This is a genomic window from Pseudomonas lundensis (assembly GCF_001042985.1).
GTDB lineage: Bacteria > Pseudomonadota > Gammaproteobacteria > Pseudomonadales > Pseudomonadaceae > Aquipseudomonas > Aquipseudomonas lundensis.
Genome location: NZ_JYKY01000011.1, coordinates 1 through 25,298 on the forward strand (window position 1 = coordinate 1; position 25,298 = coordinate 25,298).

General features: G+C 58.6%; 25 protein-coding genes. 4 read left to right on the forward strand and 21 right to left on the reverse strand.

The features are described 5' to 3' along the window. On the reverse strand, positions 1–295 hold a 295-nt coding region (locus tag TU74_RS10815; protein WP_048376445.1), incomplete at its 3' end, for an electron transfer flavoprotein subunit beta/FixA family protein. Positions 296–847: 552 nt separating this feature from the next. On the opposite strand from TU74_RS10815, the gene TU74_RS10820 reads away from it, so the two are divergent. Beyond that, positions 848–2,512 (forward strand): electron transfer flavoprotein-ubiquinone oxidoreductase, encoded by a 1,665-nt coding sequence (locus tag TU74_RS10820; RefSeq protein ID WP_048376447.1) that lies wholly within the window; start codon positions 848–850, stop codon positions 2,510–2,512. 135 nt (positions 2,513–2,647) lie between these two features. Here TU74_RS10820 and TU74_RS10825 read toward each other — a convergent pair whose 3' ends face one another. After that, positions 2,648–3,544, reverse strand: coding sequence for an AraC family transcriptional regulator (locus TU74_RS10825; RefSeq protein ID WP_047276212.1), 897 nt, complete (start codon positions 3,542–3,544; stop codon positions 2,648–2,650). 181 nt (positions 3,545–3,725) lie between these two features. On the opposite strand from TU74_RS10825, the gene TU74_RS10830 reads away from it, so the two are divergent. Further along, complete coding sequence (locus TU74_RS10830) at positions 3,726–4,790, forward strand: NAD(P)-dependent alcohol dehydrogenase (protein ID WP_047276215.1); 1,065 nt, start codon at positions 3,726–3,728, stop codon at positions 4,788–4,790. 4 nt (positions 4,791–4,794) lie between these two features. Here the strand turns inward: TU74_RS10830 and TU74_RS10835 are convergent, their stop codons facing one another. The 16 genes from TU74_RS10835 to TU74_RS10910 all read right to left on the reverse strand — a co-directional run bounded on the left by TU74_RS10835 (position 4,795) and on the right by TU74_RS10910 (position 17,890). Then, positions 4,795–5,364 (reverse strand): DUF1285 domain-containing protein, encoded by a 570-nt coding sequence (locus TU74_RS10835; RefSeq protein ID WP_048376569.1) that lies wholly within the window; start codon positions 5,362–5,364, stop codon positions 4,795–4,797. A 15-nt stretch (positions 5,365–5,379) separates the two neighbouring features. Beyond that, entirely contained in the window at positions 5,380–5,985 is a 606-nt protein-coding gene (locus TU74_RS10840; RefSeq protein WP_047276217.1) for a DUF4823 domain-containing protein, read from the reverse strand. Between the two features lie 101 nt (positions 5,986–6,086). Beyond that, entirely contained in the window at positions 6,087–7,055 is a 969-nt protein-coding gene (locus tag TU74_RS10845) for a GTP 3',8-cyclase MoaA (protein ID WP_047276218.1), read from the reverse strand. Positions 7,056–7,178: 123 nt separating this feature from the next. Next, entirely contained in the window at positions 7,179–7,820 is a 642-nt protein-coding gene (locus TU74_RS10850; protein ID WP_047276220.1) for a TetR/AcrR family transcriptional regulator, read from the reverse strand. A gap of 342 nt (positions 7,821–8,162) precedes the next feature. Further along, a complete protein-coding gene (locus TU74_RS10855) occupies positions 8,163–8,948 on the reverse strand; it encodes a TatD family hydrolase (RefSeq protein ID WP_048376449.1) in 786 nt (261 codons plus the stop codon). 30 nt (positions 8,949–8,978) lie between these two features. Then, complete coding sequence (locus tag TU74_RS10860) at positions 8,979–9,965, reverse strand: DNA polymerase III subunit delta' (protein WP_047276224.1); 987 nt, start codon at positions 9,963–9,965, stop codon at positions 8,979–8,981. Then, the gene (tmk, locus tag TU74_RS10865) at positions 9,958–10,590 is read right to left on the reverse strand and encodes a dTMP kinase (protein ID WP_047294743.1); all 633 of its coding nucleotides are present in this window, start codon (positions 10,588–10,590) and stop codon (positions 9,958–9,960) included. Before tmk ends, TU74_RS10860 begins: the two co-directional genes overlap by 8 nt. Positions 10,591–10,612: 22 nt before the next feature. Beyond that, the gene (gene mltG / locus TU74_RS10870) at positions 10,613–11,722 is read right to left on the reverse strand and encodes an endolytic transglycosylase MltG (RefSeq protein WP_047277305.1); all 1,110 of its coding nucleotides are present in this window, start codon (positions 11,720–11,722) and stop codon (positions 10,613–10,615) included. A 3-nt stretch (positions 11,723–11,725) separates the two neighbouring features. Next, positions 11,726–12,544, reverse strand: a complete 819-nt coding sequence (gene pabC / locus TU74_RS10875) for an aminodeoxychorismate lyase (RefSeq protein ID WP_048376452.1) — start codon at positions 12,542–12,544, stop codon at positions 11,726–11,728. After that, positions 12,544–13,788 (reverse strand): beta-ketoacyl-ACP synthase II, encoded by a 1,245-nt coding sequence (gene fabF, locus TU74_RS10880; protein WP_047276233.1) that lies wholly within the window; start codon positions 13,786–13,788, stop codon positions 12,544–12,546. Before fabF ends, pabC begins: the two co-directional genes overlap by 1 nt. Positions 13,789–13,899: 111 nt before the next feature. Beyond that, a complete protein-coding gene (gene acpP / locus TU74_RS10885) occupies positions 13,900–14,136 on the reverse strand; it encodes an acyl carrier protein (RefSeq protein WP_016973676.1) in 237 nt (78 codons plus the stop codon). Between the two features lie 190 nt (positions 14,137–14,326). Continuing rightward, complete coding sequence (fabG, locus tag TU74_RS10890; protein ID WP_047276236.1) at positions 14,327–15,070, reverse strand: 3-oxoacyl-ACP reductase FabG; 744 nt, start codon at positions 15,068–15,070, stop codon at positions 14,327–14,329. A 16-nt stretch (positions 15,071–15,086) separates the two neighbouring features. Beyond that, complete coding sequence (gene fabD, locus TU74_RS10895) at positions 15,087–16,025, reverse strand: ACP S-malonyltransferase (protein ID WP_047294748.1); 939 nt, start codon at positions 16,023–16,025, stop codon at positions 15,087–15,089. A 126-nt stretch (positions 16,026–16,151) separates the two neighbouring features. After that, positions 16,152–17,162 (reverse strand): phosphate acyltransferase PlsX, encoded by a 1,011-nt coding sequence (gene plsX / locus TU74_RS10900; RefSeq protein WP_082149864.1) that lies wholly within the window; start codon positions 17,160–17,162, stop codon positions 16,152–16,154. Positions 17,163–17,166: 4 nt separating this feature from the next. After that, entirely contained in the window at positions 17,167–17,349 is a 183-nt protein-coding gene (gene rpmF / locus TU74_RS10905) for a 50S ribosomal protein L32 (RefSeq protein ID WP_003442519.1), read from the reverse strand. 13 nt (positions 17,350–17,362) lie between these two features. Further along, positions 17,363–17,890, reverse strand: a complete 528-nt coding sequence (locus TU74_RS10910) for a YceD family protein (RefSeq protein ID WP_047276241.1) — start codon at positions 17,888–17,890, stop codon at positions 17,363–17,365. Between the two features lie 105 nt (positions 17,891–17,995). Between TU74_RS10910 and TU74_RS10915 the strand changes: the two genes are divergently transcribed. Then, positions 17,996–18,574, forward strand: coding sequence for a Maf family protein (locus TU74_RS10915; protein WP_047280945.1), 579 nt, complete (start codon positions 17,996–17,998; stop codon positions 18,572–18,574). Between the two features lie 60 nt (positions 18,575–18,634). Here the strand turns inward: TU74_RS10915 and sppA are convergent, their stop codons facing one another. From sppA to rluC, 3 genes are read right to left on the reverse strand one after another with little or no spacing between them, the layout of a single operon-like run. Then, positions 18,635–19,624 (reverse strand): signal peptide peptidase SppA, encoded by a 990-nt coding sequence (gene sppA / locus TU74_RS10920; protein ID WP_048376456.1) that lies wholly within the window; start codon positions 19,622–19,624, stop codon positions 18,635–18,637. Positions 19,625–19,632: 8 nt separating this feature from the next. Next, positions 19,633–20,307, reverse strand: a complete 675-nt coding sequence (locus tag TU74_RS10925) for an HAD-IA family hydrolase (protein ID WP_048376458.1) — start codon at positions 20,305–20,307, stop codon at positions 19,633–19,635. Continuing rightward, the gene (rluC, locus tag TU74_RS10930; protein ID WP_047276249.1) at positions 20,297–21,253 is read right to left on the reverse strand and encodes a 23S rRNA pseudouridine(955/2504/2580) synthase RluC; all 957 of its coding nucleotides are present in this window, start codon (positions 21,251–21,253) and stop codon (positions 20,297–20,299) included. Before rluC ends, TU74_RS10925 begins: the two co-directional genes overlap by 11 nt. A 711-nt stretch (positions 21,254–21,964) precedes the next feature. On the opposite strand from rluC, the gene rne reads away from it, so the two are divergent. Then, complete coding sequence (rne, locus tag TU74_RS10935; protein WP_479556637.1) at positions 21,965–25,249, forward strand: ribonuclease E; 3,285 nt, start codon at positions 21,965–21,967, stop codon at positions 25,247–25,249. Positions 25,250–25,298: the final 49 nt, after the last annotated feature.

Consider the following 25,298-nt stretch of genomic DNA (forward strand, 5'->3'; position numbering starts at 1 on the left):
TGGCCACGGCCAGCGAGGTCAGGTCTTCGGCGGATTCGACGAGGATGGCGCGATCTGCACCCAGTGCCAGCGCGGTACGCAGCTGTTCCTGAGCCGTGGTCGGGCCGATGGAGACGACGACGATCTCCGTTGCCACGCCTTTCTCTTTCAGGCGTACGGCTTCTTCCACAGCGATCTCGCAGAAGGGGTTCATCGACATCTTGACGTTGGCGAGGTCAACGCCGGAGTTGTCCGCCTTGACGCGAACTTTAACGTTGTAATCGACCACTCGTTTGACAGCTACAAGAACCTTCATGGATTCCTCGTTACTCTCCGGTGAAAAGAAAGTCGCCTAGGCGAACCTGGCGGTTGATGCTCATCAGCACAAGGGCACCTCCAAAGATCGTTGCCCTGCTTATATAAAGAAAGACGAGTGCCCAAAACTTCCCTTGCGACCGCTTATCGGATGTGACTGGTAAGTCATTCACCGCAATGACGTGTAAACTTCGCTCAAAAAATGGCAGGCCCCATCAGGCTCATGCCTGTGCCCTGTCTTTAGAGGTGCTCTTGAAACCGACAATCAGCCTACGGCGAGCGCAAAACCGCCCGTATCTTGACCGGAACGCCTTTTGCGGTCAATACAGCAAATCGGCCACTTTAGAGCCGCGCGTCATTGATTTGTCTGGGTTACAGCGATTTCAAACAAACGTTTGTATTGGACCCCGCGGGTGGTGTAGATATAATGCCGCCCCTTAGAGAGAGCGGTGCGTCATCCATTGCGTCTTCAGCCTGCGCCGAGGAAATAATGGATGAAACGCCAAACCTCCAATTAGAAAAATACCGTTGAGCCTTGAGTAGGAGATAGCCTGTGGAACGCGAATACATGGAATTCGACGTGGTCATCGTCGGCGCCGGCCCTGCCGGTTTGTCCGCCGCCTGCCGTTTGAAGCAGAAGGCCGCCGAAGCCGGTAACGAAATCAGCGTCTGCGTGGTGGAAAAAGGCTCTGAAGTCGGTGCACACATCCTGTCTGGCGCCGTGTTTGAACCCCGCGCCCTGAATGAATTGTTCCCGGACTGGAAAGAACTGGGCGCTCCGCTCAATACCCCGGTCACCCGTGACGACATCTATGTACTGCGCAGTGAGACCACCTCGACCAAGGTGCCGGATCTGTTTGTGCCCAAGACCATGCACAACGAAGGCAACTACATCATCTCGCTGGGCAATTTGTGCCGCTGGCTGGCGCAACAGGCCGAGAATCTGGGCGTCGAAATCTATCCGGGCTTTGCCGCTCAGGAAGTCCTGTTCGATGAAAACAACGTGGTGCGCGGGATCATTACCGGCGACCTCGGTGTTGACCGCGAAGGCAATCCGAAAGAAGGCCTGTACACCCCCGGCATGGAACTGCGCGGCAAATACACTCTGTTCGCTGAAGGCTGCCGCGGCCACCTCGGCAAACAACTGATCGAACGCTTCAAACTGGACGCCGACGCGGACAGCCAGCATTACGGCATCGGCCTGAAAGAAATCTGGGAAATCGACCCGTCCAAGCATAAGCCCGGTCTTGTGGTTCACACCGCAGGCTGGCCACTGGACGTCATGAGCAGCGAAAACACCGGCGGCTCGTTCCTGTATCACCTGGAAAATAACCAGGTGGTGGTCGGCCTGATTGTTGACCTGTCCTACAGCAACACCTTCCTCTCGCCGTTCGATGAGTTCCAGCGCCTCAAGCATCACCCGGTGCTCAAGCAGTACCTCGAAGGCGGCAAGCGCATCAGTTACGGTGCCCGCGCCATTTGCAAAGGCGGCCTGAACTCGCTGCCGAAAATGGTGTTCAACGGCGGCGCACTGATCGGTTGCGATCTGGGCACGCTGAACTTCTCCAAAATCAAGGGCAGCCACACGGCCATGAAGTCCGGCATGCTCGCCGCGGATGCCGTGGCGGATTCGCTGCTCGCCGGTTCTGAAGGCGGTGATGCGCTCAATACCTACGTTGAAGCGTTCAAAAGCAGCTGGTTGTTCGACGAACTGTTCGCTAGCCGTAACTTCGGCCCGGCGCTGCACAAGTTCGGGCCTATCCTGGGCGGCGGTTTCAACTGGATGGATCAGAACATCTTCGGCGGCAAACTGCCGTTCACGCTGCACGACAACAAACCAGACTACGCGTGCCTGAAGCTGGCCAAAGACTGCAAGCAGATCGACTACCCGAAACCTGACGGCAAGCTCAGCTTCGACAAGCTCAGTTCCGTATTCCTCTCCAGCACCAACCATGAAGAAGAGCAGCCTTGCCACCTCAAGCTGCGCGACCCGAACATCCCGATCAGCGTCAACCTGCCGTTGTACGACGAACCGGCGCAGCGCTACTGCCCGGCGGGCGTGTATGAAGTCATCACTCAGGAAAGTGGCGAGAAGCGTTTCCAGATCAACGCGCAAAACTGCGTTCACTGCAAAACGTGCGACATCAAAGACCCGTCGCAGAACATCACTTGGGTGACCCCGGAAGGCGCAGGCGGTCCGACCTACCCGAACATGTAAGCCTGAAGCGGCCTGTCAGCCGCTGACGAGACGATGACAAGGAACGAGCGGCCCCGGCATCCGGGGCCACTCGTACCCTCGGCCAAAGCCTTGCGCTGCTCGTCAACGGCTACAGGCACACTCAAGCACTGCTGATTACGCCCCTCCTGCCCCTTCATGTCCGGGGCTGCGCTCGAAGTAGCGTTTGTACTCGCGACTGAACTGCGAAGTACTTTGATAGCCCACCCGCTCTGCCACCTGCGCAACACCCAACCCCTCATTCAACAGCAACTGCTGAGCCCGCAATAAACGCAAGCGCTTGAGGTACTGCACGGGCGACAACAGCGTGCTGCGTTTGAAGTGCTCATGAAAGGTCGACGCACTCATGTTCGCGCAACGCGCCAGCGTTTCGACATTCAATGGCTCGGCAAAGTGCGCGTGCAAATGGCTCAAAGACGCAGCCACCCGCGCAAACTGGCCTTGTTGCTCGACCAGCGCCCGCAACACCCCCGCCTGCGGACCTCGCAAGGCCGCAAACAGCACTTCGCGCAGCCGCGCCTTGCCCATGATCCGGCACTCCAAAGGGTCATGCAGACAGCGCAACAACCGCTCAACCGCCTGGCGCATTTCGTCATCCAGCACGGCAGAAGTCATGGACTCGGGGGTTTGAGCCACAGCGCTGCGATCAGGATCAAGCCCCATGGCCAGTACCAGCTCACCGAGTACGGCGCGGTCGATGCTGATGGCCACGCCCAGCAGAGGGACTTGCTCCGAAGCAAAGGTCTCGCACTCGAACGGGACGGACAGCGCCTGCACCAGATAATGGCCCGCGCCATACTCCAGAGTCCGCTGCCCGAGGTAGGCCAACTTACTGCCCTGCGCGATGACCATTAGGCTAGGCTCATAAATCTGCGGCATGCGCGCCACCGCCCGACAGGCCGAAACCACGCGCACTTCGGGCAACAAGGTCGATACAAAACCGATTGACGAGGCCAGCGGCTGGATCAATGAAACCAGCGTGGCATTCTCGTCGCGATGGCGAGTCAAAAACATGCAGACAACTTCACAGGAGGAATAGACAGGCGCATCTTCGCAGAATTAACCGTTAAAACCAGATCCACCCCGACACGCCGGAGGAATAGGCATAACAGGCGGAGGAATCGTCATAGTCCTCAAAGACAGGCGAGCGCAAAATCACCTCTTTGTTTACAGTCAACGTTTCGCGAGGTTCTCCATGTCCAACGTCACCTACAACGCCATCGGCTACGCCGCTCAAACCGCTTCTGCGCCCCTGGCGCCGATGCAGTTCAACCGCCGCGCTCCGCGCCCGGACGATGTCGCCATCGAGGTCATGTACTGCGGCGTGTGCCACTCCGATATTCACCAGGTGCACAACGATTGGGGCTTTGCCGTTTACCCGGTCATGCCGGGCCACGAAATCGTCGGCAAAGTGACCGCTGTTGGCAACGATGTGACCAAGTACAAGGTCGGCGATCTGGTCGGAGTGGGCTGCATGGTCGACTCCTGCCGCGAATGCTCCGCCTGCAAGGAAGACCTGGAGCAATACTGCCTTGAAGGTTTTACTCAAACATACGGCTCGCCGGACCGCATTGATGGCACCACCACCATGGGCGGCTACTCGGACAGCATCGTCGTACGCGAAGACTTCGTGGTGCGCATCCCGGAAAACTTAGACCCGGCCAGCGCTGCGCCACTGTTGTGCGCTGGCATCACCACCTACTCGCCGCTGCAACACTACGGGGTTGAACCGGGCGACAAGGTAGGCGTGCTGGGCATGGGCGGCCTGGGGCACATGGGCATCAAGTTCGCCAAGGCCATGGGCGCTGAAGTGACGCTGTTCACCCGTTCTGCCGCCAAGGCCGAAGAAGCCCGTCGTCAGGGCGCCGATCACGTGATCGTTTCCACCGATGCCGAGCAAATGAAAGCCGCTGCCGGGAGCTTCGATTTCTTGCTGGACACCATTCCGGTGCAACACGACCTCAACCCCTACCTCGAAACCCTGCGCTTTGACGGCGTGCACATTCTGGTGGGTCTGATCGAGCCTGTCGAACCTGCTGTGGATGCCTTCAATTTGGTGTTCAAGCGCCGCGTACTGGCCGGCTCGCTGATTGGCGGGATCGCTGAAACGCAAGAGATGCTGGACTTCAGCGCCGCCAACGGCATCACCTGCGACATCGAAATGCTCGACATCAAAAACATCAATCAGGCATTTGAACGCGTGCAGAAAGGCGACGTGAAATACCGCTTCGTGATTGATATGAAAACACTGAAAGCCTAAGGGTTTACGCACCCGGGTCCGGGGCGATGGGGAAAAACTCCCCGTCGCTCCAGACGCCGAGCCACAACTGGCCGTCAATCGGTCGCGACTGCTCCAGCTCAACCAACTGGTAGAACACATTGCGGTGGATCAGCGCGTCCAGGTTACGGCGCACCCGCAGATAGGGCGAAGGCTCCTGGGTCACCGGGTCGATCTCCACCCGCAACGGGTGTTCACGCCCCGCCTCAATCAGCTCGTCCACATTAGTGGTGAACCGCAACACCTGCTGCTCACCTTGCCCCTGCACATCCAGCGCCACCGCCACAAAGGGCGCGTCATCGACCTGTATGCCGACTTTTTCCACGGGCGTGATCAAAAAATAATCATCGCCATCACGACGAATGATGGTCGAGAACAATTTGACCATGGGTTTGCGGCCAATGGGCGTTCCCATGTAATACCAGCTGCCATCACGGGCAATGCGCATGTCGATGTCACCGCAAAAGGCGGTGTCCCACAAGTGAACCGGCGGCAGCCCCTTGTCGGCTTTAGGGATTTGCGCCAACAGATTACTGACGTCTACCGGCTCGCTCATGGTCATTGCCTCGCTTTATTGGTCGCTCAAGCCTATCAAGCTGCGCGCGTACTTAGCCAGCGGCGGGCCAATCAGGTCGGCCGGTTTGTTGTCATGGAAGGTCAGTAAGCCGCCACGGCTACGGATGGTTGCCGTGTCGATCAGGTATTGGGTGCTGGTTTCGATCAACATCACTTGAATCACACCGCTGTCGATGCCCAAACGACTGATTTCTTCCTGATCCAGCCACTCATCACTGTTGCCAATGCGGTCGTCGGCTCGGGCAAAACGCGTGTACAGCAAGTAATGAGCGCCGTAACCCCGCGCCTCGGTCATTGCATCATCCAGCCCGACAGGCGCTTTGGCGCGACGAACCATCGGAAAGTATTCGACAAAGCCGTTGAACGCTTCTTCTGCGACCACATTGGGCCGCACATAAGGATCGCCAATCGGCTTGAAGGGGCCCTGGGCAATGTAAATAAAGGAGTCAGGCTGAATGCGCAGTGAATTGCTGCGACGCGTGTTGCTGTGGTCCAGCAGACCGGCATCACTCATTTGATCACGCGCGCCTTCGCCCAGGTCGCTGACCTTCATGCACCCACCCAGCGCCAACAAAGCCAGCAAAACAAACAGACTACGCATCCTGATCTCCCGATGACCGGCGACAAAAAACCGGCGAATAGCCGCGTGATGCAGTTTGCGCGCCAGTTTAAGCCGCTGTTCGGATTTTGGGATCTCGCACGCTATCCGCCGATGATTTTCATCACGGTGGCGCCGCCCGAGAAGGCGACGTCCTGTTTGTCGCCCAAGGCTTTCATTAGCAGCCCCTGCAACGCCGGAAGGGCTTCATGACGGGGCTTGTTGAGCAAGTCGCCGACATAATGGCGATTGCTTGACGATAAACAGCCGTGCAGCCAACCGGTAGAGGAGAGTCGCAAACGCGAACAGGTTCGACAAAACGGTACGCTTTCGTTGGCAATAACCCCGAAATACCCACGCCCGGGGATCTGGTAGCGCACAGCAGTGGCATCCACCGGCGCATCGGCCTGCAAATACTCGTGACGCTCACCGATCAACGCGAGCAGTTGTTGCAGGCTGACGAATTGTTGCAGAAACCCGTTCCCGTCACTGGCCAGATGCCCCATGCGCATGAGTTCGATAAAGCGCAGCTCGTACCCTCGCGCCAGACAGTATTCGAGCAGTGGTATGACCTGATCGAGGTTCTGACCACGCAACGGCACCATATTGACCTTGATTTTCATGCCGGCATCGCTGGCTTGACGCAACCCGTCGAGCACCGTCGCCAGGTCGCCGCCGCGAGCAATCGTGCGAAAGGCGTCGGGGTTCAGCGTATCCAGGGAGACATTCAGGCGGCGGATACCCGCCTCTCTCAACAACGGCAATTTGCGCGCGAGCAGTTGGCCATTGGTGGTCAGACTGATCTCACTCAGGCCCAACTGCCCGACTTCGCGCATAAAGGTCTCAAGCTTGGGGCTTACCAGCGGCTCGCCCCCGGTAATGCGCAAACGCTCAATCCCCGCGGCTTCTATCAAGTAGGCCACTCCACGCGCCATGGCTTGGGCCGACAACTCGTCCTGCGCCGCCACCAGCCGCTTGCCGTTGGGCACGCAATAGGTGCAGGCATAGTTGCAAGCTGACGTCAGACTGATGCGCAAGTTGCGAAATTGTCTGCCTTGGCGGTCAACGATCATGGATGACTCCGGCACGCGAAAAAGGGGGTGCGCCAAAACCTGACTCAAGTATCAGATTTTGGCAAGACCCACGCCTGAGTATAGGCCGCAGGCCAAGGTGCCATGCAGGCTCAGGCAGCGGGATTATTCCACCGCCGGGCTGTCTGAATCGCGCTTGCGCTTGTTGCCCATGCGCACACCAATGTCCATCAGGAACTGGAAAAAACCTTCCTGGTCTTCCAGCACATTGCTCCAGAACGGCGAGTGATACAGCGCCACGGCGCCGTGCACCAACGCCCAGGCGGCGCAATAGTGGAAGTAAGGCGGCACATCTTCCAGCTTGCCTTCGCTGATACGGCCTTTGATCAGCAGGGTCAGGCGCTCAAAATTCGACGCACGAATCTTGTGTAACTCCTCCACCAGCTCAGGCACCTGATTGCCTTTGACGACCTTTTCTTCAAGGCGGTCAAACAGCCGATAACGCTGAGGATCGCGCATGCGGAATTCAAAGTAGGCACGCGACAGCGCTTCCTTATCCTTGTCCACATCAGCGGAATGCAGCAGCTCGTTCAAATCGCGCTCGTAATCGAGCATCAGGCGCAGGTAGATCTCGGCCTTGGATTTGAAGTGCTTGTAAATGGTGCCTTTGCCGATACCGACGGCATCCGCAATCATCTCGACGGTGACGCTGTCTTCACCCTGTTCGAGGAACAGCTTGAGCGCGGTATCGAGAATTTCTTGCTCACGGCGACGAAACTCACGGACCTTACGGGGTTCTTTGTGCATAAGAAAAGGTCTGTAGGGGTCAAAATCGAAGCCCGGTATTATGCCTAAGTCACGCTAAATTGCACGGATCATCCTGCAAATCGATGGGTGCAGGTAAATTGTGCGGCAGCTAATGCGTACTCAACCGAATCACGGGTATTCCAAATCTGTTTAAAAAATGTACAGCCAGGACTGGACGCCCGTTAAAGCTGACCAATACTAAAGGAGTCGGCGGTACATCCCCCCAAGTGCTTCGCCGATAAAGGCCGCCAGGGACTGTGTGCCTTTGTTTTACTCCTAATGGTCTTAACCCGGATTCCCCCAGAGCCCGGGTTTTTTTTGCCTGTGTGCCGCACGCTCCGATCAGCATTGGACCCGCGCTAACGGGAACAGGCGCTGGAAGTTTTCGGTGGTCTGCTCTGCAAAGCGTTCGTAGGACTCACCACGCAGCATGGCCAGGAACTCTGCCACTTCGCGCACGTATTGCGGAAGATTCGGCTTGCCACGGTAAGGAATGGGCGCGAGGTAAGGGGAATCGGTCTCCACCAGCAAGCGGTCGGCAGGCACCTGTCGCGCCACATCGCGCAGCGCATCGGCATTGCGGAAGGTCACGATGCCCGACAATGAAATATAAAACCCCAGATCCAGCGCAGCCTTGGCCATCTCCCAATCTTCGGTAAAGCAATGCAGCACGCCCGCCTGGGGCAAAGCCGCCTCACGCAGCAGCGTCAATGTATCGGCCCGGGCACCACGGGTATGAACGACCACAGGTTTGCCGGTCTTCTGCGCAGCCTCAAGGTGAACGCGAAATGACATTTGCTGCAATTGGGCCGCTTCAGGTTCGTAGTGATAATCCAGACCGGTTTCACCGATAGCCACGACGCGCGGATGGTTCAACTCGCTGAGCAACCAGTCCAGCGCCGGAGCCGCACCGGGCTGTACGTCCAGAGGATGGACGCCCACCGAGCAATCGACATCGTCGTAACGATCAGTCAGGGCTTTGACATCGGCCGCATTGTCGGCACTGACACCAATGCACAGAAAGTGCCCCACACCCCGTGCCCGCGCCGCTTGCAGCGCGGCATCCAGCGAGCCGTCGTGGGCGCTTAAATCGAGACGGTCGAGATGGCAATGGGAGTCGACGAGCATAGTAATCACCTGCGTGGAATTTGAATCAGATCAGCGCTGGCCGGGCAGGCTTGCCCATTGCACCAGTAACGCTTCGAGCAACAGCACACGATTGAGGTTGGCTTTGCCCAGCACTTTCTGACGCTGGGCAAGAATCCAGTCCTGAATGTTCAATACTTTTTCCTGCGGGGTTTTCTGTGCCAGGTATTGCAGCACTTTGCGCATGTCTTCCAGACCGAGGCCTGACTCATCCTGCGTCAATTGATAGCGCAGAATCAGGCTCGACCAGTCGCAGAACCAGTCAAACAGCAGCAACAAGGGAATCGCATTCCAGCTTTCCGCCAACTGTGTGGCCGACTGCTGATGCTTGAGCAGTTTTTTCACCCCCTCCACCACCGCTGCCCGCTGCTCGCGCACGCCTTGGGCCTGCAACTTGACCGCTGCCAAAGGCGAACCGGCCGCCAGGGTCAGCAACTCCACACGCTCCTGGGCACTGCAATCGGGCAAGGCCGTGGCCAACCAGTGCAGGCTCAGCGCCTCGCCCGGCAGTGGGCAGGCCTGCTGAACACAGCGGCTGCGGATGGTGGGCAGCAAACGGCTGGACTGGTGGCTGACCAACAGCAACACCGTATCGCCCGAGGGTTCTTCCAGACTTTTCAGCAAGGCATTGGCAGCATTGATGTTCATGGCCTCAACAGGCTCGACCAGCACCACCTTGCGCCCGCCCAACTGGGCCGTCTGCACGACAAAACTCACCAGCTCGCGCACCTGATCGACCTTGATCGCCTTGTCGGCCTCTTCGGGCTCAAGAATGTAGTTGTCGGGATGGCTACCCGCGGCCAGTAATAAACAGGATTTGCACGTGCCGCACGCTTCAAGTCCTGCGGGCTGCTTGCACAACAGACTGGCCATCAGACGCTCGGCAAGGGCCCGCTTGCCGATCCCCGCTGGCCCGTGTAGCAAGTAAGCATGCGCATGCTGAGCACGCCCGGCCATTTGCTGCCATAAATCGTCTTGCCACGGATACACCTCAGCCACGGTACATACCCAGTAGTTGTGGCAGCAGGGTATCCAGTTGACGCTGGACCTGCTCCAGGGTTTGAGCAGCGTCGATCAGCCGATAACGCTGTGGCGCGGCCTCGGCGCGTTGCAAATACGTGCTGCGAACGGCATCGAAGAAAGTACGGCCTTCCTGCTCAAAACGATCCAGACGCCCGCGCGCACTGGCACGAGCCATGCCGACTTCGATCGGCAAGTCGAATACCAGCGTCAAATCCGGACGCAGATCGCCTTGCACAAACGCTTCAAGCGCTGCGATACGGGCGTGCGACAAACCGCGACCGCCGCCCTGATACGCATAGGTGGCGTCGGTAAACCGGTCGCACAACACCACCGCACCGCGGGCCAGCGCCGGGCGGATGACCTCGGCCAAATGCTGGGCGCGTGCCGCGAACACCAGCAGCAGCTCGGTATCAGCGCACATGGCGTCTTCGCTCGGTGTGAGTAACAGCTCACGGATGCGCTCGGCCAAGGGAGTTCCACCCGGTTCGCGGGTCAACACCACGTCAATGCCCGCCTCGCGCAAGCGTGCAGCCAGGTACTCGCGGTTGGTGCTCTTGCCCGCACCTTCGGGGCCTTCCAGGGTAATAAACAAGCCAGTCACAGGCTGCGGTCCTTCATCAGTGTCATTGCTCGCCTTTCGGCTCGGTTTCAGCGGGTGACGGTTCAACCGCAGGCTCGGCCGGCGGCGTCGCGTCAGACGCGGGCGCGGGGCTTGAACGGTAGTCGGCACGGCGCTTGATCTGAAACTCGCGAACGGCGTTGTTGTGCGCGTCCAGATCGTCTGAGAACGTATGGCTGCCATCGCCCTTGGCCACAAAATACAGGCTGCTGCCGCTGACCGGGTGCAAGGCTGCGTGAATCGCCTCGCGCCCCACCATGGCAATCGGTGTCGGCGGCAGTCCGGGGATGGTGTAAGTGTTGTAGGGCGTCGGCTCGCGCAGGTGGGCGCGGGTCAACTTACCGTTGTACCGCTCCCCCAGACCATAAATGACGGTCGGATCGGTCTGCAAAGGCATGCCGATTTTCATGCGACGCACAAACACCCCTGCTATTTGCCCACGCTCGTGAGGCACACCGGTTTCTTTCTCGACCAGAGACGCCATGGTCAACGCCTGATAGGGATCGGTATAAGGCACCGCCGGGTCGCGCTGCTCCCACTCTTCGGCCAGCACTTTGTGCAGGCGGTCGTAGGCTTTTTCAAGGAGCTGCGCGTCACTCATGCCGCGTACAAAACGGTAGGTGTCGGGGAAAAAACGCCCTTCAGGGAATTCACCCGGATGACCGAGTTTCGCCATCACTTCGCTGTCGCTCAGGCCGTCGAGTGTCTGTTCGATTTTTTCATGACGGGCCAGCGCACTGCGCACCTGGCGGAAATTCCAGCCTTCGACCAGCGTCAGGCTGTATTGCACCACTTCGCCACGCTGCCACAGGCCAATAAGGTCACTCGCCGTCATGCCGGGCGTCATGCGGTACTCGCCGCTGTGCAGCGGCTGCCCCGCCAGGTTGAAGCGCCAATACAGACGCAGCCAAAATGCGTCGCTGAGTGTGTCGTCGGCTTCAAGGCGATTGAACGTCCCGGTCGGGGTTGCGCCAGCGGGCACATCAAGCAGTTGCTCTTGGGTCAGGTTCAGCGGTTGCTCAAGCGCAGCGTTGAGCTTCCAGGCACCAGCGCCCAGCATCAAGCCCGCCAGCACCAGACCTGTCTCCAGCAGCAGCAAGAATTTACGTTTCACGAATCAAACATCCAATAGGGTGCGGGCAATGCCTTGCAGTTTACGGGTGAGCGGCCCCACCGGCCAGCTCAGGTCGGCAAATGCGCGTACGGGCCAAACGCCATACACGCTGTTACAGACAAAGAGTTCATCGGCCTGTTGCAACTGCTCAAGGCTGATGTCGGTGATATGGCACGGGATCGCCAGGCGCGCGGCCTCGACGAGTAACGCTGCGCGCATGACGCCGGCCACGCCGCTGCGTTGCAAATCGGGCGTCAGCAACCTCCCGTCCTGCACCAGAAAAAGGTTACTGAAGACCCCTTCAACGACCCGCCCGGAGGTATCGCGCATCAACCCTTCGGCGTAGGCCGGGTCGTGCCATTCGGAACGGGCCAGCACTTGCTCCAGTCGATTGAGGTGCTTGAGCCCCGCCAGCAACGGCTGTTCGGACAAGCGTGTGGCACAGTCAAACAGAGCAACCCCGTCACGGGCATTGGCCTGTGGATAGGAAGCAGAGGGACTGGCTTGCAGAATTCTTCGAGGCTGGGCCCCGGGTGACGCGCCATACCCGCGCTGGCTGTCGCCGCGGGTCAGGATGAGCTTGAGAATGCCGTCGCCCATTTGCTGCGCGTAAGTCAGCAACTCACTGCGGATCAACACATGATCCGCAGCGATCGCCAACCGGGAACACCCCAGGGCCAGGCGCTGCAGGTGCAGCTCCAGCAACAAAGGGTGCCCTGCCTTGACGGCAATGGTTTCAAACAACCCATCACCGTAGGCGAGCCCACGGTCCTTGAGCGACGACAAACCGTCAACTGGCAGACCGTCGACCCAACTGTGCATCACTCGGCGTACCGGCGGAAAACCAGTGAGCCGTTGGTGCCACCAAACCCGAAGGAGTTGGACAGCACGACATCAATCGGCATTTCGCGCGGCGTATGCGGCACGAAATCCAGATCGCAGCCTTCATCGGGCTCGTCGAGGTTGATGGTCGGCGGCGCGATCTGGCTGTTGATGGCCAGTACGCTGAAAATTGCCTCCACTGCGCCTGCTGCGCCGAGCAAGTGACCGGTCATTGACTTGGTCGAGCTGACCGCCAACTGGTAGGCGTGGTCACCGAACACCGACTTGATCGCCGAGACTTCTGCCAGGTCACCGGCAGGCGTCGACGTGCCGTGTGCATTGATGTATTGCACTTGCTCAACGTTCACCTTCGCATCACGCAAGGCATTGGTGATGCAACGTGCCGCGCCTGCACCATCTGCCGGTGGCGAGGTCATGTGATAAGCGTCGCCGCTCATCCCGAAACCGATCAGCTCGGCATAGATGGTCGCGCCGCGGGCCTTGGCGTGCTCAAGTTCCTCAAGCACCAATGCACCGGCACCGTCCGACAGCACAAAGCCGTCACGGCCTTTGTCCCACGGGCGACTGGCGCGTGTCGGGTCATCGTTGCGCGTCGACAGCGCACGGGACGCGCCAAAGCCGCCCATACCCAGACCGCACGCCGCCATTTCGGCACCGCCGGCAATCATGACATCGGCTTCGCCGTAGGCAATATTGCGCGCCGCCATGCCGATGCAGTGCGTACCTGTGGTACACGCGGTCGAGATGGCATAGTTAGGCCCCTGTGTCCCCAAATGGATAGACAGGAACCCGGAAATCATATTGATGATCGAACCCGGCACAAAAAACGGAGAAATCCGTCGCGGGCCTTGTTCGTGCAAGGTACGGCTGGTTTCTTCGATATTGGTCAAACCGCCAATACCCGACCCCATCGCCACACCGATGCGCTCACGATTGGCGTCAGTGACTTCAAGGCCGGCATTACGCACTGCCTGAAAACCAGCTGCCAAACCGTATTGAATAAACAGGTCAAGTTTTCGGGCTTCTTTGACGGAGAGGTAATCCTCGACGTTAAAGCCCTGTACCGAGCCGCCAAAACGGGTGGAATAGGCAGAAAGATCCGTGTGTTCGATCAGACCAATGCCACTGCGGCCTGCCAGAATGCCTTGCCAGGTGCTCGGAACATCCGCACCCAGTGGCGACAACATCCCCATACCGGTGACTACGACGCGTCTACGCGACACAGCACTCTCCTTTATTCTATTGACGACACTTTGCATCACGCCTAAAGAAAAAACCGCACGCCTGAGCGGCAGTGCGGTTTTTCCATGACAGCGTGCAACGATTACAAACTATTACGCCTGGTGGGCAGTAACGTAATCGATAGCAGCTTGTACAGTAGTGATCTTCTCAGCTTCTTCGTCAGGAATTTCGGTCTCGAATTCCTCTTCCAGAGCCATCACAAGCTCAACGGTGTCAAGGGAGTCGGCACCCAGGTCTTCAACGAAGGAAGCGCTGTTGGTCACTTCTTCTTCTTTAACGCCCAGTTGCTCGGCAACGATTTTCTTGACGCGTTCTTCGATGGTGCTCATACCTTGTTTTCACTCCTAATGGACAAATTCAGGCAGCTGGCCAGTGGGCAAGTGTATCTAAAGGCTTTTCAATTTTTCAACTGAAAGCTTTGCACGTGCCCCGCAATGACCGGCTACCTATAAAAAGATGCAGCTTTATAACGGATTTTAGACAGCTCGTATGACATTTTTTTGAAGCAATCCGTCACATTTAACTCATGTACATCCCGCCGTTGACCGGGATTGTAGCCCCAGTCACGTAAGCTGCGCCGTCCGAAGCCAGGAAAGACACCACATTCGCGATCTCTTGAGCCTGACCCAGACGACCCAGTGGAATCTGTGTCAGCAACGCTTCACGCTGTGCTTCAGGCAATTCGCGCGTCATGTCGGTGTCGATAAAGCCGGGCGCTACCGAGTTGACCGTGATGGAGCGCGAGCCCACTTCACGCGCCAGAGCACGACTGAAACCTTCAAGGCCGGCTTTGGCCGCGGCATAGTTTACTTGGCCTGCGTTGCCCATGGCACCCACAACCGAGCCAATGTTGATAATTCGACCCCAACGAGCCTTGGTCATGCCACGCAAAACACCCTTGGACAGGCGGAACAGACTGTTCAGGTTGGTATCGACAACGTCATGCCACTCGTCGTCTTTCATGCGCATCATCAGGTTATCGCGGGTGATACCGGCATTATTGACCAGAATTGCCGGCGCACCGAATTGCTCCTGAATGCTGGCCAACACCGCGGCAACCGATTCGTCATTGGTGACGTTGAGTTCCATACCGGTGCCTTGAACACCGTTTTCTTTCAGCGTCGCGGCAATGCGCTCAGCGCCAGAGGCCGAGGTCGCAGTGCCGATGACGATGGCGCCCTGACGCCCCAACTCCAGTGCGATCGCCTGGCCAATGCCACGGCTAGCGCCTGTTACCAGTGCAACTTTACCTTGCAAGCTCATGCAGAATTCTCCTGATTCAGTCCAGTGCCGCACGCGCAGCGGCGAAGGCATCCGGGGTATTCAAATTGTGGGTGGTGACGCCTTCAGCACAACGCTTGCTGATGCCGACCAAAACCTTGCCCGGGCCGCATTCAACCAGATCAACCGGGCCATTGGCCGCCAGGCATTGAACCGACTCAACCCAACGCACAGGCTTGTACAGCTGCTCAAGCAAATCGCGCTTGAGGGTGTCCAGGTCACCGGCCACAGCGGCACTGACGTTTTGCACCAGCGAGATCTTCGGCATTTGCCAGTCAATGGCTTCAATCGACTCGGCAAAACGTTCTGCCGCCGGGCGCATCAGTTCGCAGTGCGACGGTACGCTCACTGGTAGCGGCAAGGCGCGTTTGGCGCCCGCCGCCTTGCACAGCTCCATGGCACGCTCAACCGCCGCCTTGGCACCGGCGATCACCACTTGGCCCGGCGAGTTGAAGTTCACTGCACTGACGACTTCGCCTTGCGCAGCCTCTGCACATGCCTGAATAACAACGGCATCATCAAGGCCCAGAATCGCCGCCATGGCGCCCTGACCGGCCGGTACGGCCTCCTGCATCAGACGCCCACGACGCTCTACCAGCTTGACCGCTTCAGCCAGGGTCAGGCATTCAGCAGCAACCAGTGCGCTGTATTCGCCCAAGCTATGGCCCGCGACATAATCAGGACGCTTGCCACCTTCGGCCAACCACAAGCGCCACAAGGCAATCGAGGCCGTCAGAATCGCAGGCTGGGTAATATCAGTTTGATTGAGCTTCTCGCCAGGGCCTTCCTGGGTCAACGCCCACAGGTCGTAACCCAGAGCGTCAGACGCTTCTTTAAATGTTTCCAGGACCAGCGGATGTGCCGCGCCCAGCTCGGCCAACATGCCGAGGGACTGCGAACCCTGCCCTGGAAAGACGAATGCGAGGGATGTAGACATGTAACAAGCCCCTAATAATCTGGTCGTCGGTGAATTGACGTTCCGCCATTGCGGACGCAAGAAACTGACAGTTGGATGGCTGTTTGGACCGAGCGGTCACATTTAAGCACTCGGCCGGCAAAACGCCTACGGTAACAACCCTTCAAGACGCCCATGTAAACGCTTTGGCAGGTCTTCATGGATTTCAATCAATGCGCGCTCTATCGCACTTTGAAAGCCCTGATCACCTGCCGAACCGTGACTCTTGATCACAATGCCCTGCAACCCTAGAAAACTCGCCCCGTTGTGCCGGGCAGGCGCCAGATCAGCCTGCAGGCGGCGCAACAAAGGCAAGGCCAGCACACCGACAAAACGACCCAAAAGCGTGCGCTTGAACAAGGCTTCAATGCGGCCACCAATCATGGTGGCCAGACCTTCGCTGGACTTGAGCAGGATATTGCCGACAAATCCGTCGCACACGACGACGTCCGCTTCACCCCGATACAGCCCATCACCCTCGACAAAACCGATGTAATTCAAACCCGGCGCAGCCTGAAGCAGACTGGCGGCCTCCTTGACCTGCTGATTGCCCTTGATGTCTTCCGTGCCAATATTGAGCAGCGCCACGCGCGGGCGTTGTGTACCCAGCGCCTGCGCAGCCACCGACCCCATCACGGCAAACTGAAACAACTGCTGCGCAGTGCAGTCAACATTGGCCCCGAGATCCAGCAACTGACAATAGCCTGCCTGCGTGGGCACTGCCGCAACCATTGCCGGACGATCAATACCCGGCAGGGTTTTAAGGACAAACCGCGACAGGGCCATTAATGCACCCGTATTGCCGGAACTCACACACGCTTGCACTTTGCCATCACGCAACAATTCCAGCGCCACACGCATGGAAGAATCCGGCTTACCACGCAAGGCATGGGACGGCCGTTCACTCATGGCAATGACTTCGGAGGCAGGAGTAATGGTCAGGCGCGAGCGATCCACAGCCGAGTGACTGGCGATCAAATCTTCAAGTACGGAGGGTTGACCTACGAGGGTCAGGTGAAGCGAGGGCGTAGCAGATAGGCAAGCGATACATGCCTGAACAATGCTGCGGGGACCGAAGTCCCCGCCCATTGCGTCGATCGCGATGACCTGAACGGACAAGTGATTACTCGTCAGCGCCCTTGTCGATCACTTTACGACCACGGTATACGCCTTCTGGCGATACGTGGTGACGCAGGTGAATTTCACCGGTGGTTTTTTCTACAGACAGCGTGCTAGCCGAAAGAGCATCGTGCGAACGACGCATGTCACGGGCAGAGCGGGATTTTTTGTTCTGCTGAACAGCCATAATTGATTAACTCCTAAACGTTTGGGTCACGCTTTAACTGCGCCAATACACTGAACGGGTTGGACCGCGTTACCTCGTCCTCGCCTGGATCGGGCTCATCGAGACCCGCCGGCTGCTGGCATTCTTCCGGATGATGAGCAGGCACAATGGGCAAGGCGAGCAAAAGCTCCTCCTCGATCAGTGCATGCAGATCCAATGGATCTTCGCCCAGTTCCAGCACGTCATAACCTTTCGGTAACGACTGGGTATTCGCACCCTCTTTCACCACGGCATAACTGCATTCGCTGTGGATCGGCAGGGTGACCAGCTCAAGACAACGCTGGCAAACCATCTTGACCTCGACGTCGATGGAGCTGTGTATTACCACAGATCTTCGCTCGTCGCGCTCAAAAACAAATTTAGCCTGCACCGTACCGACATCGTCGGAAAGCGGGTCGCAGAGTCTCTCCAAATCGGCCAGCAGCACTTCACCTTGAAGGGTAGTGCCACGATCAGCCAATTTGCGCGGGTCAACGTGAGGTGGAATCGGGTCATTCAACATAGGCGCAGCATTCTAGGGACGACCCCCTCACCTGTCAAAGGAAATTGTGCCTGTGCGACATCCCGTACGCCCGCTAGAATCGCCGCTCATCTTCAGGAGACGCGCATGCTGCCTTTATTACTCGCCTCAAGCTCGGTTTATCGCCGCCAATTGCTCGACCGCCTGCGCCTTCCTTTCACGTGCAGCTCACCCGATATTGACGAAGCCCACTCCCCTGACGAGAGCGCAACGGAACTGGTCCGGCGCCTATCCCTGCAAAAGGCGCAAGCCCTGGCTGGCAGCCACCCACAGCACCTGATCATCGGCTCCGACCAAGTAGCCGTCCTTGACGCAAAGATCCTTGGCAAGCCTCACACCTTTGACAATGCGCGCCAGCAACTGCTGGACGCCAGCGGCGCCAGCGTCAGCTTCCTGACCGGCCTGACGCTGCTCAACAGCCAGACCGGCAAGTACCAGACCGACTGCGTACCTTTTACCGTGCACATGCGACCGCTCACCACGCAGCAGATCGAACGCTACCTGCATGCCGAGCAACCCTACGACTGCGCTGGCAGCTTCAAAGCAGAAGGCCTCGGGGTCAGCCTGTTTGAGCGCACCGAGGGCGATGACGCCACCAGCCTGGTCGGGCTGCCGCTTATCAGCCTTGTGACCATGCTTATTAATGAAGGTATCAGCATCCCCTGACGCCTGGACCGGACACAAAAAAGCCGACCTTCTCAGGTCGGCTCTTCAAGCGACATTCCCTTAGCGAAGGGTCGGGCCCTGAAAGCCCATCCACAGGGCGATATGCTCCGCCACGCTGGCACCCAGCTTTTTAGAGAAACGATCGAACGCCGATTCTTGCACCGTAAAGTCGACCAGTTCTTTCTCACCGATCACATCACGTGCAACAGAACTGGCATTACCCAGCCCATCGATCAACCCCAAAGGCAGTGCCTGCTGCCCCGTCCAGACCAGCCCCGAAAACAGCTCGGAATGCTCCTTATCCTTCAGACGATCGCCGCGCCCTTGTTTGACGCTGGCAATGAACTGCTCATGGGTAATATTGAGTACGCCCTGCCAGAACTTGGTTTCATCCGGCTTTTCGGGCTCAAACGGATCCAGAAACGCCTTGTGCTCGCCCGAGGTGTAAGCGCGACGCTGCACGCCGAGCTTCTCCATGGCACCAACAAATCCAAAACCGGCCGCCGTGACACCAATCGAACCCACCAGACTGGCCTTGTCGGCATAAATCTCATCGGCCGCGCTGGCAATGTAATAAGCACCTGAAGCACCCAGATCGGAGATCACCGCATACACCTTGGTCTCGGGGTGCAACCCGCGCAGACGGCGTATTTCGTCGTACACGTAACCCGATTGCACAGGACTGCCGCCCGGACTATTGATGCGCAGCACCACGCCCTTAACCTTCGGATCGTCAAACGCCGCTTGCAGGCTGGTCACCAGATTGTCGGCGCTGGCCTGCTCTTTATCGGCGATCACACCCCGCACATCGATCAATGCACTGTAGTGCGTACCCGAAGCGACATTGCGCTCCATCTCCATCACCGGCGTGAAGGTCAACAGCACAGCCACCAGCAACAAGAATGAGAGCAGTTTGAAGAAAATCCCCCAGCGCCGCGCTCGGCGCTGCTCCTGAATACCGGCCAGCAAGGTTTTTTCCAGCAGCTTCCAGCTCTTGTCATCGCCCGCGGCGGGCTCAGCCTCGACAGGCGCCTTCCATTGATCAACCATGCGTTACCTCAGCAAAGACGTGAATGAGCGCGCGCCTCCAACCAGCCACGCAACTCGGGAAAATGATCAACCTCCAGCACCGGGTCAAAGTCGCGCAAACGCTCAATCGACTGAGCCCCGTAACTCACAGCAACCGAATCAATACCGGCATTGCGCGCCATTAGCAGATCGAAGGAGGCATCACCCACCATCAGCGCCTGCTCCGGCCGCATGTCGCAGTGCGCGAGAATCTGATTGAGCATCAAGGGATCTGGCTTACTGGCGGTTTCATCGGCGGCGCGGGTCACGTCGAAAAAACGCTCCCAGCCGTGAGCCTTGAGCACGCGATCCAGCCCCCGCCGAGCCTTACCTGTTGCAACAGCCAGACGATAGCCCTGCGCACGAAAAGCCTCAAGCGACTCGGCCACACCGGCAAACAAAGGGGAAGGCTCGGCATCCAGGGCAATATAGGTATTGGCATAGTGCTGACGGAAGGCAATCACCTGCTCTGCCGCCATATCGGGATAAAGCGTCAGAATTGCCTCAGGCAACCCCAGCCCGATAATGCCCTTGATCGCCTCATCATCACGCTCGGCACGCCCTGCGCGCCGCGCAGCTTCTTGCATCGAGGTCACGATACGGCCGATGGAATCCGCCAGCGTGCCATCCCAATCAAAAATCAGCAGCTTGTACTCAGACGACACTCAGTCGCTCCACGGTCTTGGCCCACATGTCGTCGACCGGCGCCTGAAATTTCATTTCGCCCCCATCCGGCATCGGCACCGTCAGCATGTAGGCGTGCAAGAACAAACGCTTGCCACCCAGATCGCGAATTTCTTTCGAGAAACCTTCTTCGCCGTACTTGGTATCGCCCGCAATGCAGTGCCCGGCATGCAACGTGTGCACGCGGATCTGGTGGGTACGACCGGTAATGGGCTTGGCCTCAATCAGGGTGGCAAAGTCGCCGAAGCGACGCAGCACCTTAAACACCGTGACTGATTCCTTGCCCTCTTCATTCACTTCCACCATGCGCTCGCCGGAACGCAAGTTGCTTTTCATCAGCGGCGCACGCACCTGCTTGATGGAAGACGCCCAATGACCACGCACCAGTGCCATGTAGCGCTTGTCGATACCGTCGCCACGCAACGCTTCATGCAAGTGACGCAACATGCTGCGTTTTTTGGCGATCATCAGCAGACCCGAGGTATCACGGTCGAGACGATGCACCAGCTCCAACTCTTTGACATCGGGACGCAACTGACGAAAGGCTTCAATAACGCCGAAATTAAGACCGCTGCCCCCATGCACCGCAATGCCCGCGGGCTTGTTCAGCACAATCAAGGCCTTGTCTTCGTAGACAATCGCCGCTTCAAGCCGCTGCAACAGCCCTTGCGCCAACGGCACAGGCTCATCGCGCTCAGGGACTCGCACAGGGGGCACGCGCACGATATCGCCCGCCTGAAGCTTGTACTCAGGCTTGATCCGGCCCTTGTTCACGCGCACTTCGCCTTTACGCAAAATGCGGTAAATCAAGGTCTTGGGAACACCTTTGAGGCGAGCAAGAAGAAAGTTATCAATGCGTTGGCCGGCATATTCCGGCGAGACCTCAAGCAGCTGGACGCTGGGGGTCGGGGGGGTAGTCGTCGTCATGGCGCGGATGATAACAATTTTTTATGGAATTGAAGCACTTAATCATTGCTGCTATAGTCGCGAACGCCGCCAAAAGCGGCCCGGACAGCGGATTAACGGTGTATCGCCGGCCCTGACCAACGCTCTTCACGAGGACGCGAGGCCGTCCTACGGGACTTTTGCTGCAACGGAATGCCTGGAGTTGTAACAAGCGCAGGTGACATGAGGCCTGAAGCGAGCCTGGAAAGCAGAGTGCAAACTCGCCTTTTACGCCGATATTCACGGCCAGTTCACAAAGTGCAGTCAGCCCCGGGGATGCCGAGCGAACGTTTCGGAAACTTCGCCTTTATTAGCCATGATGCGTGGCCTCCCCTTTTGGAGTTCACGGTAAATGCCAACCCGCTGCGGATTCTGCGCGCGGCAGCACCCGAATTATCAGGGATACGTGTAGGGTGGAGATGCACAACCGCCGGACTGTGTAGCAATAGGCTTTATCAAGACGCTTCATCTCGTCCACAGCCGCCGGTTGATTCCTCCTCCTGACCAGACTTTTGCTTAAGGCGGTGCATTAGCACCACAGCAAGCAGGACGCGTTAGTCGCGACTTCGGCCTCCGGGTTGAACCTCGCTGGACACTGGAGTGGCCAACTACTCCTGACGCACCTGACACCGACCATGAGAAGTCGTGTGTGCCGAACGCCGTTTCCGGCAGCCCGGAAACCGACGGTACAACATGAAAAGAATGCTGATTAACGCAACTCAACCTGAAGAGTTGCGCGTAGCACTGGTAGATGGCCAACGCCTCTATGACCTGGACATCGAGTCAGGTGCGCGCGAGCAAAAGAAAGCCAACATCTACAAAGGCCGTATTACTCGCATCGAACCCAGCCTTGAGGCTGCCTTTGTCGATTTCGGCTCTGAGCGCCACGGCTTCCTGCCCCTCAAAGAAATCTCCCGCGAATACTTCAAGAAAGCCCCTGAAGGCCGCGTCAATATCAAGGACGTCCTGAGCGAAGGCCAGGAAGTCATCGTTCAGGTCGAGAAAGAAGAGCGTGGCAACAAGGGCGCAGCCCTGACCACGTTCATCAGCCTGGCCGGTCGTTACCTGGTTCTGATGCCGAACAACCCGCGCGCTGGCGGCATCTCGCGCCGCATTGAAGGCGAAGAGCGCAACGAACTGCGTGAAGCGCTGAACGGCCTGATCGCCCCTGCCGACATGGGCCTGATCGTGCGCACTGCCGGCCTGGGCCGCAGCAGCGAAGAAATGCAGTGGGACCTCGACTACCTGCTGCAACTGTGGACCGCCATCAAAGAAGCCTCGCTGGACCGCGCTGCCCCGTTCCTGATCTACCAGGAAAGCAACGTCATCATCCGTGCCATCCGCGATTACCTGCGCCAGGACATCGGCGAAGTTCTGATCGACAGCGTTGAAGCCCAGGACGAAGCCCTGACATTCATTCGCCAGGTGATGCCGCAGTACGCCAGCAAAATCAAACTCTACGAAGACAGCGTTCCGCTGTTCAATCGTTTCCAGATCGAAAGCCAGATCGAGACCGCTTTCCAGCGCGTCGTTGAACTGCCTTCCGGCGGCTCCATCGTTATCGACCCGACCGAAGCCCTGGTGTCCATCGACATCAACTCGGCGCGCGCCACCAAAGGCAGCGATATCGAAGAAACTGCCCTGCAAACCAACCTTGAAGCGGCTGAAGAAATCGCTCGCCAGTTGCGCCTGCGCGACATCGGCGGCCTGATCGTCATCGACTTCATCGACATGACCCCTGCCAAAAACCAGCGCGCCGTGGAAGAGAAAGTCCGCGAATGCCTGGAAGCAGACCGTGCCCGCGTACAGGTCGGCCGCATCTCGCGCTTCGGCTTGCTGGAAATGTCCCGTCAGCGTCTGCGTCCTTCTCTGGGCGAAAGCAGCGGCATCGTATGCCCGCGCTGCAACGGCACCGGCATCATCCGCGACGTCGAGTCCCTGTCGCTGGCCATCCTGCGCCTGATCGAAGAAGAAGCCCTGAAAGACCGTACTGCCGAAGTTCGTGCCCAGGTGCCAATCCCGGTTGCTGCGTTCCTGCTTAACGAAAAACGCAACTCGATCACCAAGATCGAACTGCGGACTCGCGCACGCATCGTCATTCTGCCGAACGACCACCTCGAAACGCCTCACTTCGAAGTGCAGCGCCTGCGTGATGACAGCCCGGAAGCCCACACCAATCAGTCCAGCTATGAAATCGCCGCGGCTGCCGCTGAAGTGGAAGAAGTTCAGCCGGCTGCTGCCACCCGCACCCTGGTTCGTCAGGAAGCTGCCGTCAAGACAGCCCCGGCCCGCACCTCGGCGCCGGTCCCGACCGAAGCTGCTGCTGCCGCTGCACCGGCTCCCGCGCCAACCATCGCCGAGCCAAGCCTGTTCAAAGGCCTGGTGAAGTCACTGGTCAGCCTGTTTGCCTCCAAGGAAGAACCAGCACCGGCGCCGACCGTGGTTGAAAAACCGGCCACTGAACGTCCGCAGCGTAACGAAGAGCGTCGCAACGGCCGTCAGCAAAGCCGCAATCGCAACGGTCGCCGCGACGAAGAGCGCAAACCTCGCGAAGAGCGTGCACCGCGTGAAGAGCGTGCACCGCGTGAAGAGCGCGCCCCACGTGAGCCGCGTGAAGCCCGTGAACCTCGTGAAGAGACACCGGTTGTAGCCCGTGAAGAGCGTCAACCTCGTCCGCCTCGTGAAGAGCGCGCTCCACGCGCACCGCGTGAAGACCGCAAGCCGCGTGGCGAACGTGAAGAGCGCGTACGTGAATTGCGCGAACCTCTGGATGCCGCGCCGGCCATCACCCCTGAGCAAGAACGCCCGGCCCGCCCACCCCGTGAAGAGCGTCAACCTCGCCCGCCACGTGAAGAACGCGCCCCTCGCACAGAGCAAGCCGCGCCTGCTGTCGAAGACGAAGCCGCTCTGAGCAACGCTGAACAAATCCAGGATGATTCCCAGGACAACGCCGAGGGCGATCGCCCACGTCGCCGCTCACGCGGTCAGCGTCGTCGCAGCAATCGTCGCGAGCGCCAACGTGATGCCAACGGCAATGTGATCGAAGGCTCGGAAGAAGGCAGTGAAGAAGCCAAAGCTGAAAACGCGCCAGCCACCACAGCTGAACTGGCGGCCGGTCTGGCCGTGACAGAAGCCGTTGCCAGCACTGTAATCAGCGCCCCGGCTGAAGCCCAGGCCAATCAGCAAGCCGAACGGGCGACCGCGGCAACCCAGGAATCGGCTCCGGCTGAAACCGTAGTTGCAGAGCAAACCAAGGCCGTGGCGATTGTTGAGACGCCCGCTGCTTCGGCACCGGTTGTTGAAACGCCTGTTGTTGAAACACCGGTAGCGCAAGCGCCAGTCGTTGAAACTCCCGTGATTGAAGCCACAACACCGGTCGAAGCGGTTAAAGCGCCTGAAGTTGAAGTGGCTCCGGCCCAAGAGACTCAGCCTCAGATCAAGGCCGCTTCCGAGCCTGCGCCTGTGATTGAAGCACCCGTCGAACTGACAGCAGAGCCTGTTGCAGAGGCCCCAGCGGCAGAGACGCCGGTTGTACAAGCGCCAGTCGTTGAAAAGCCTGCTTTTGAAAAGCGTCCTGAGCCCGTCAAGGAAGCGCGTACCCTGCGCGAACCCGTTGCCGAGCCTGTGATGATTGAGGAAGCACCCGCTGCGCCGCAGCCTGCTGAACCTGAAGTAATCGCCCAACCAGAACCGGTTGAAGTGATTGTGAAGGCTGAGGTGGTTGAAGTGGCTGTCGTTGCAGCGCCTGTGGCAAGCGCCCTGACCAGCAACGGTCGCGCCCCTAACGACCCACGTGAAGTGCGTCGCCGCAAGCGTGAAGCCGCTGCTGCCGCAGCCGCTGCTCAAGCGCAAGCTACCGAGGCCGTTGCAGAGCACACGACGCCAACCGTCGACGAAAACCTGCGTTCCGTCGAAGACCTGGTCGAGCAAAACCCTAAAGCCCTGGAAGAAGAACACGAGCCTAAGCCCCTCGCCTGATTCCAGCCGCTGTTAAAAAGCCCCGCCTGAGCAATCAGGCGGGGCTTTT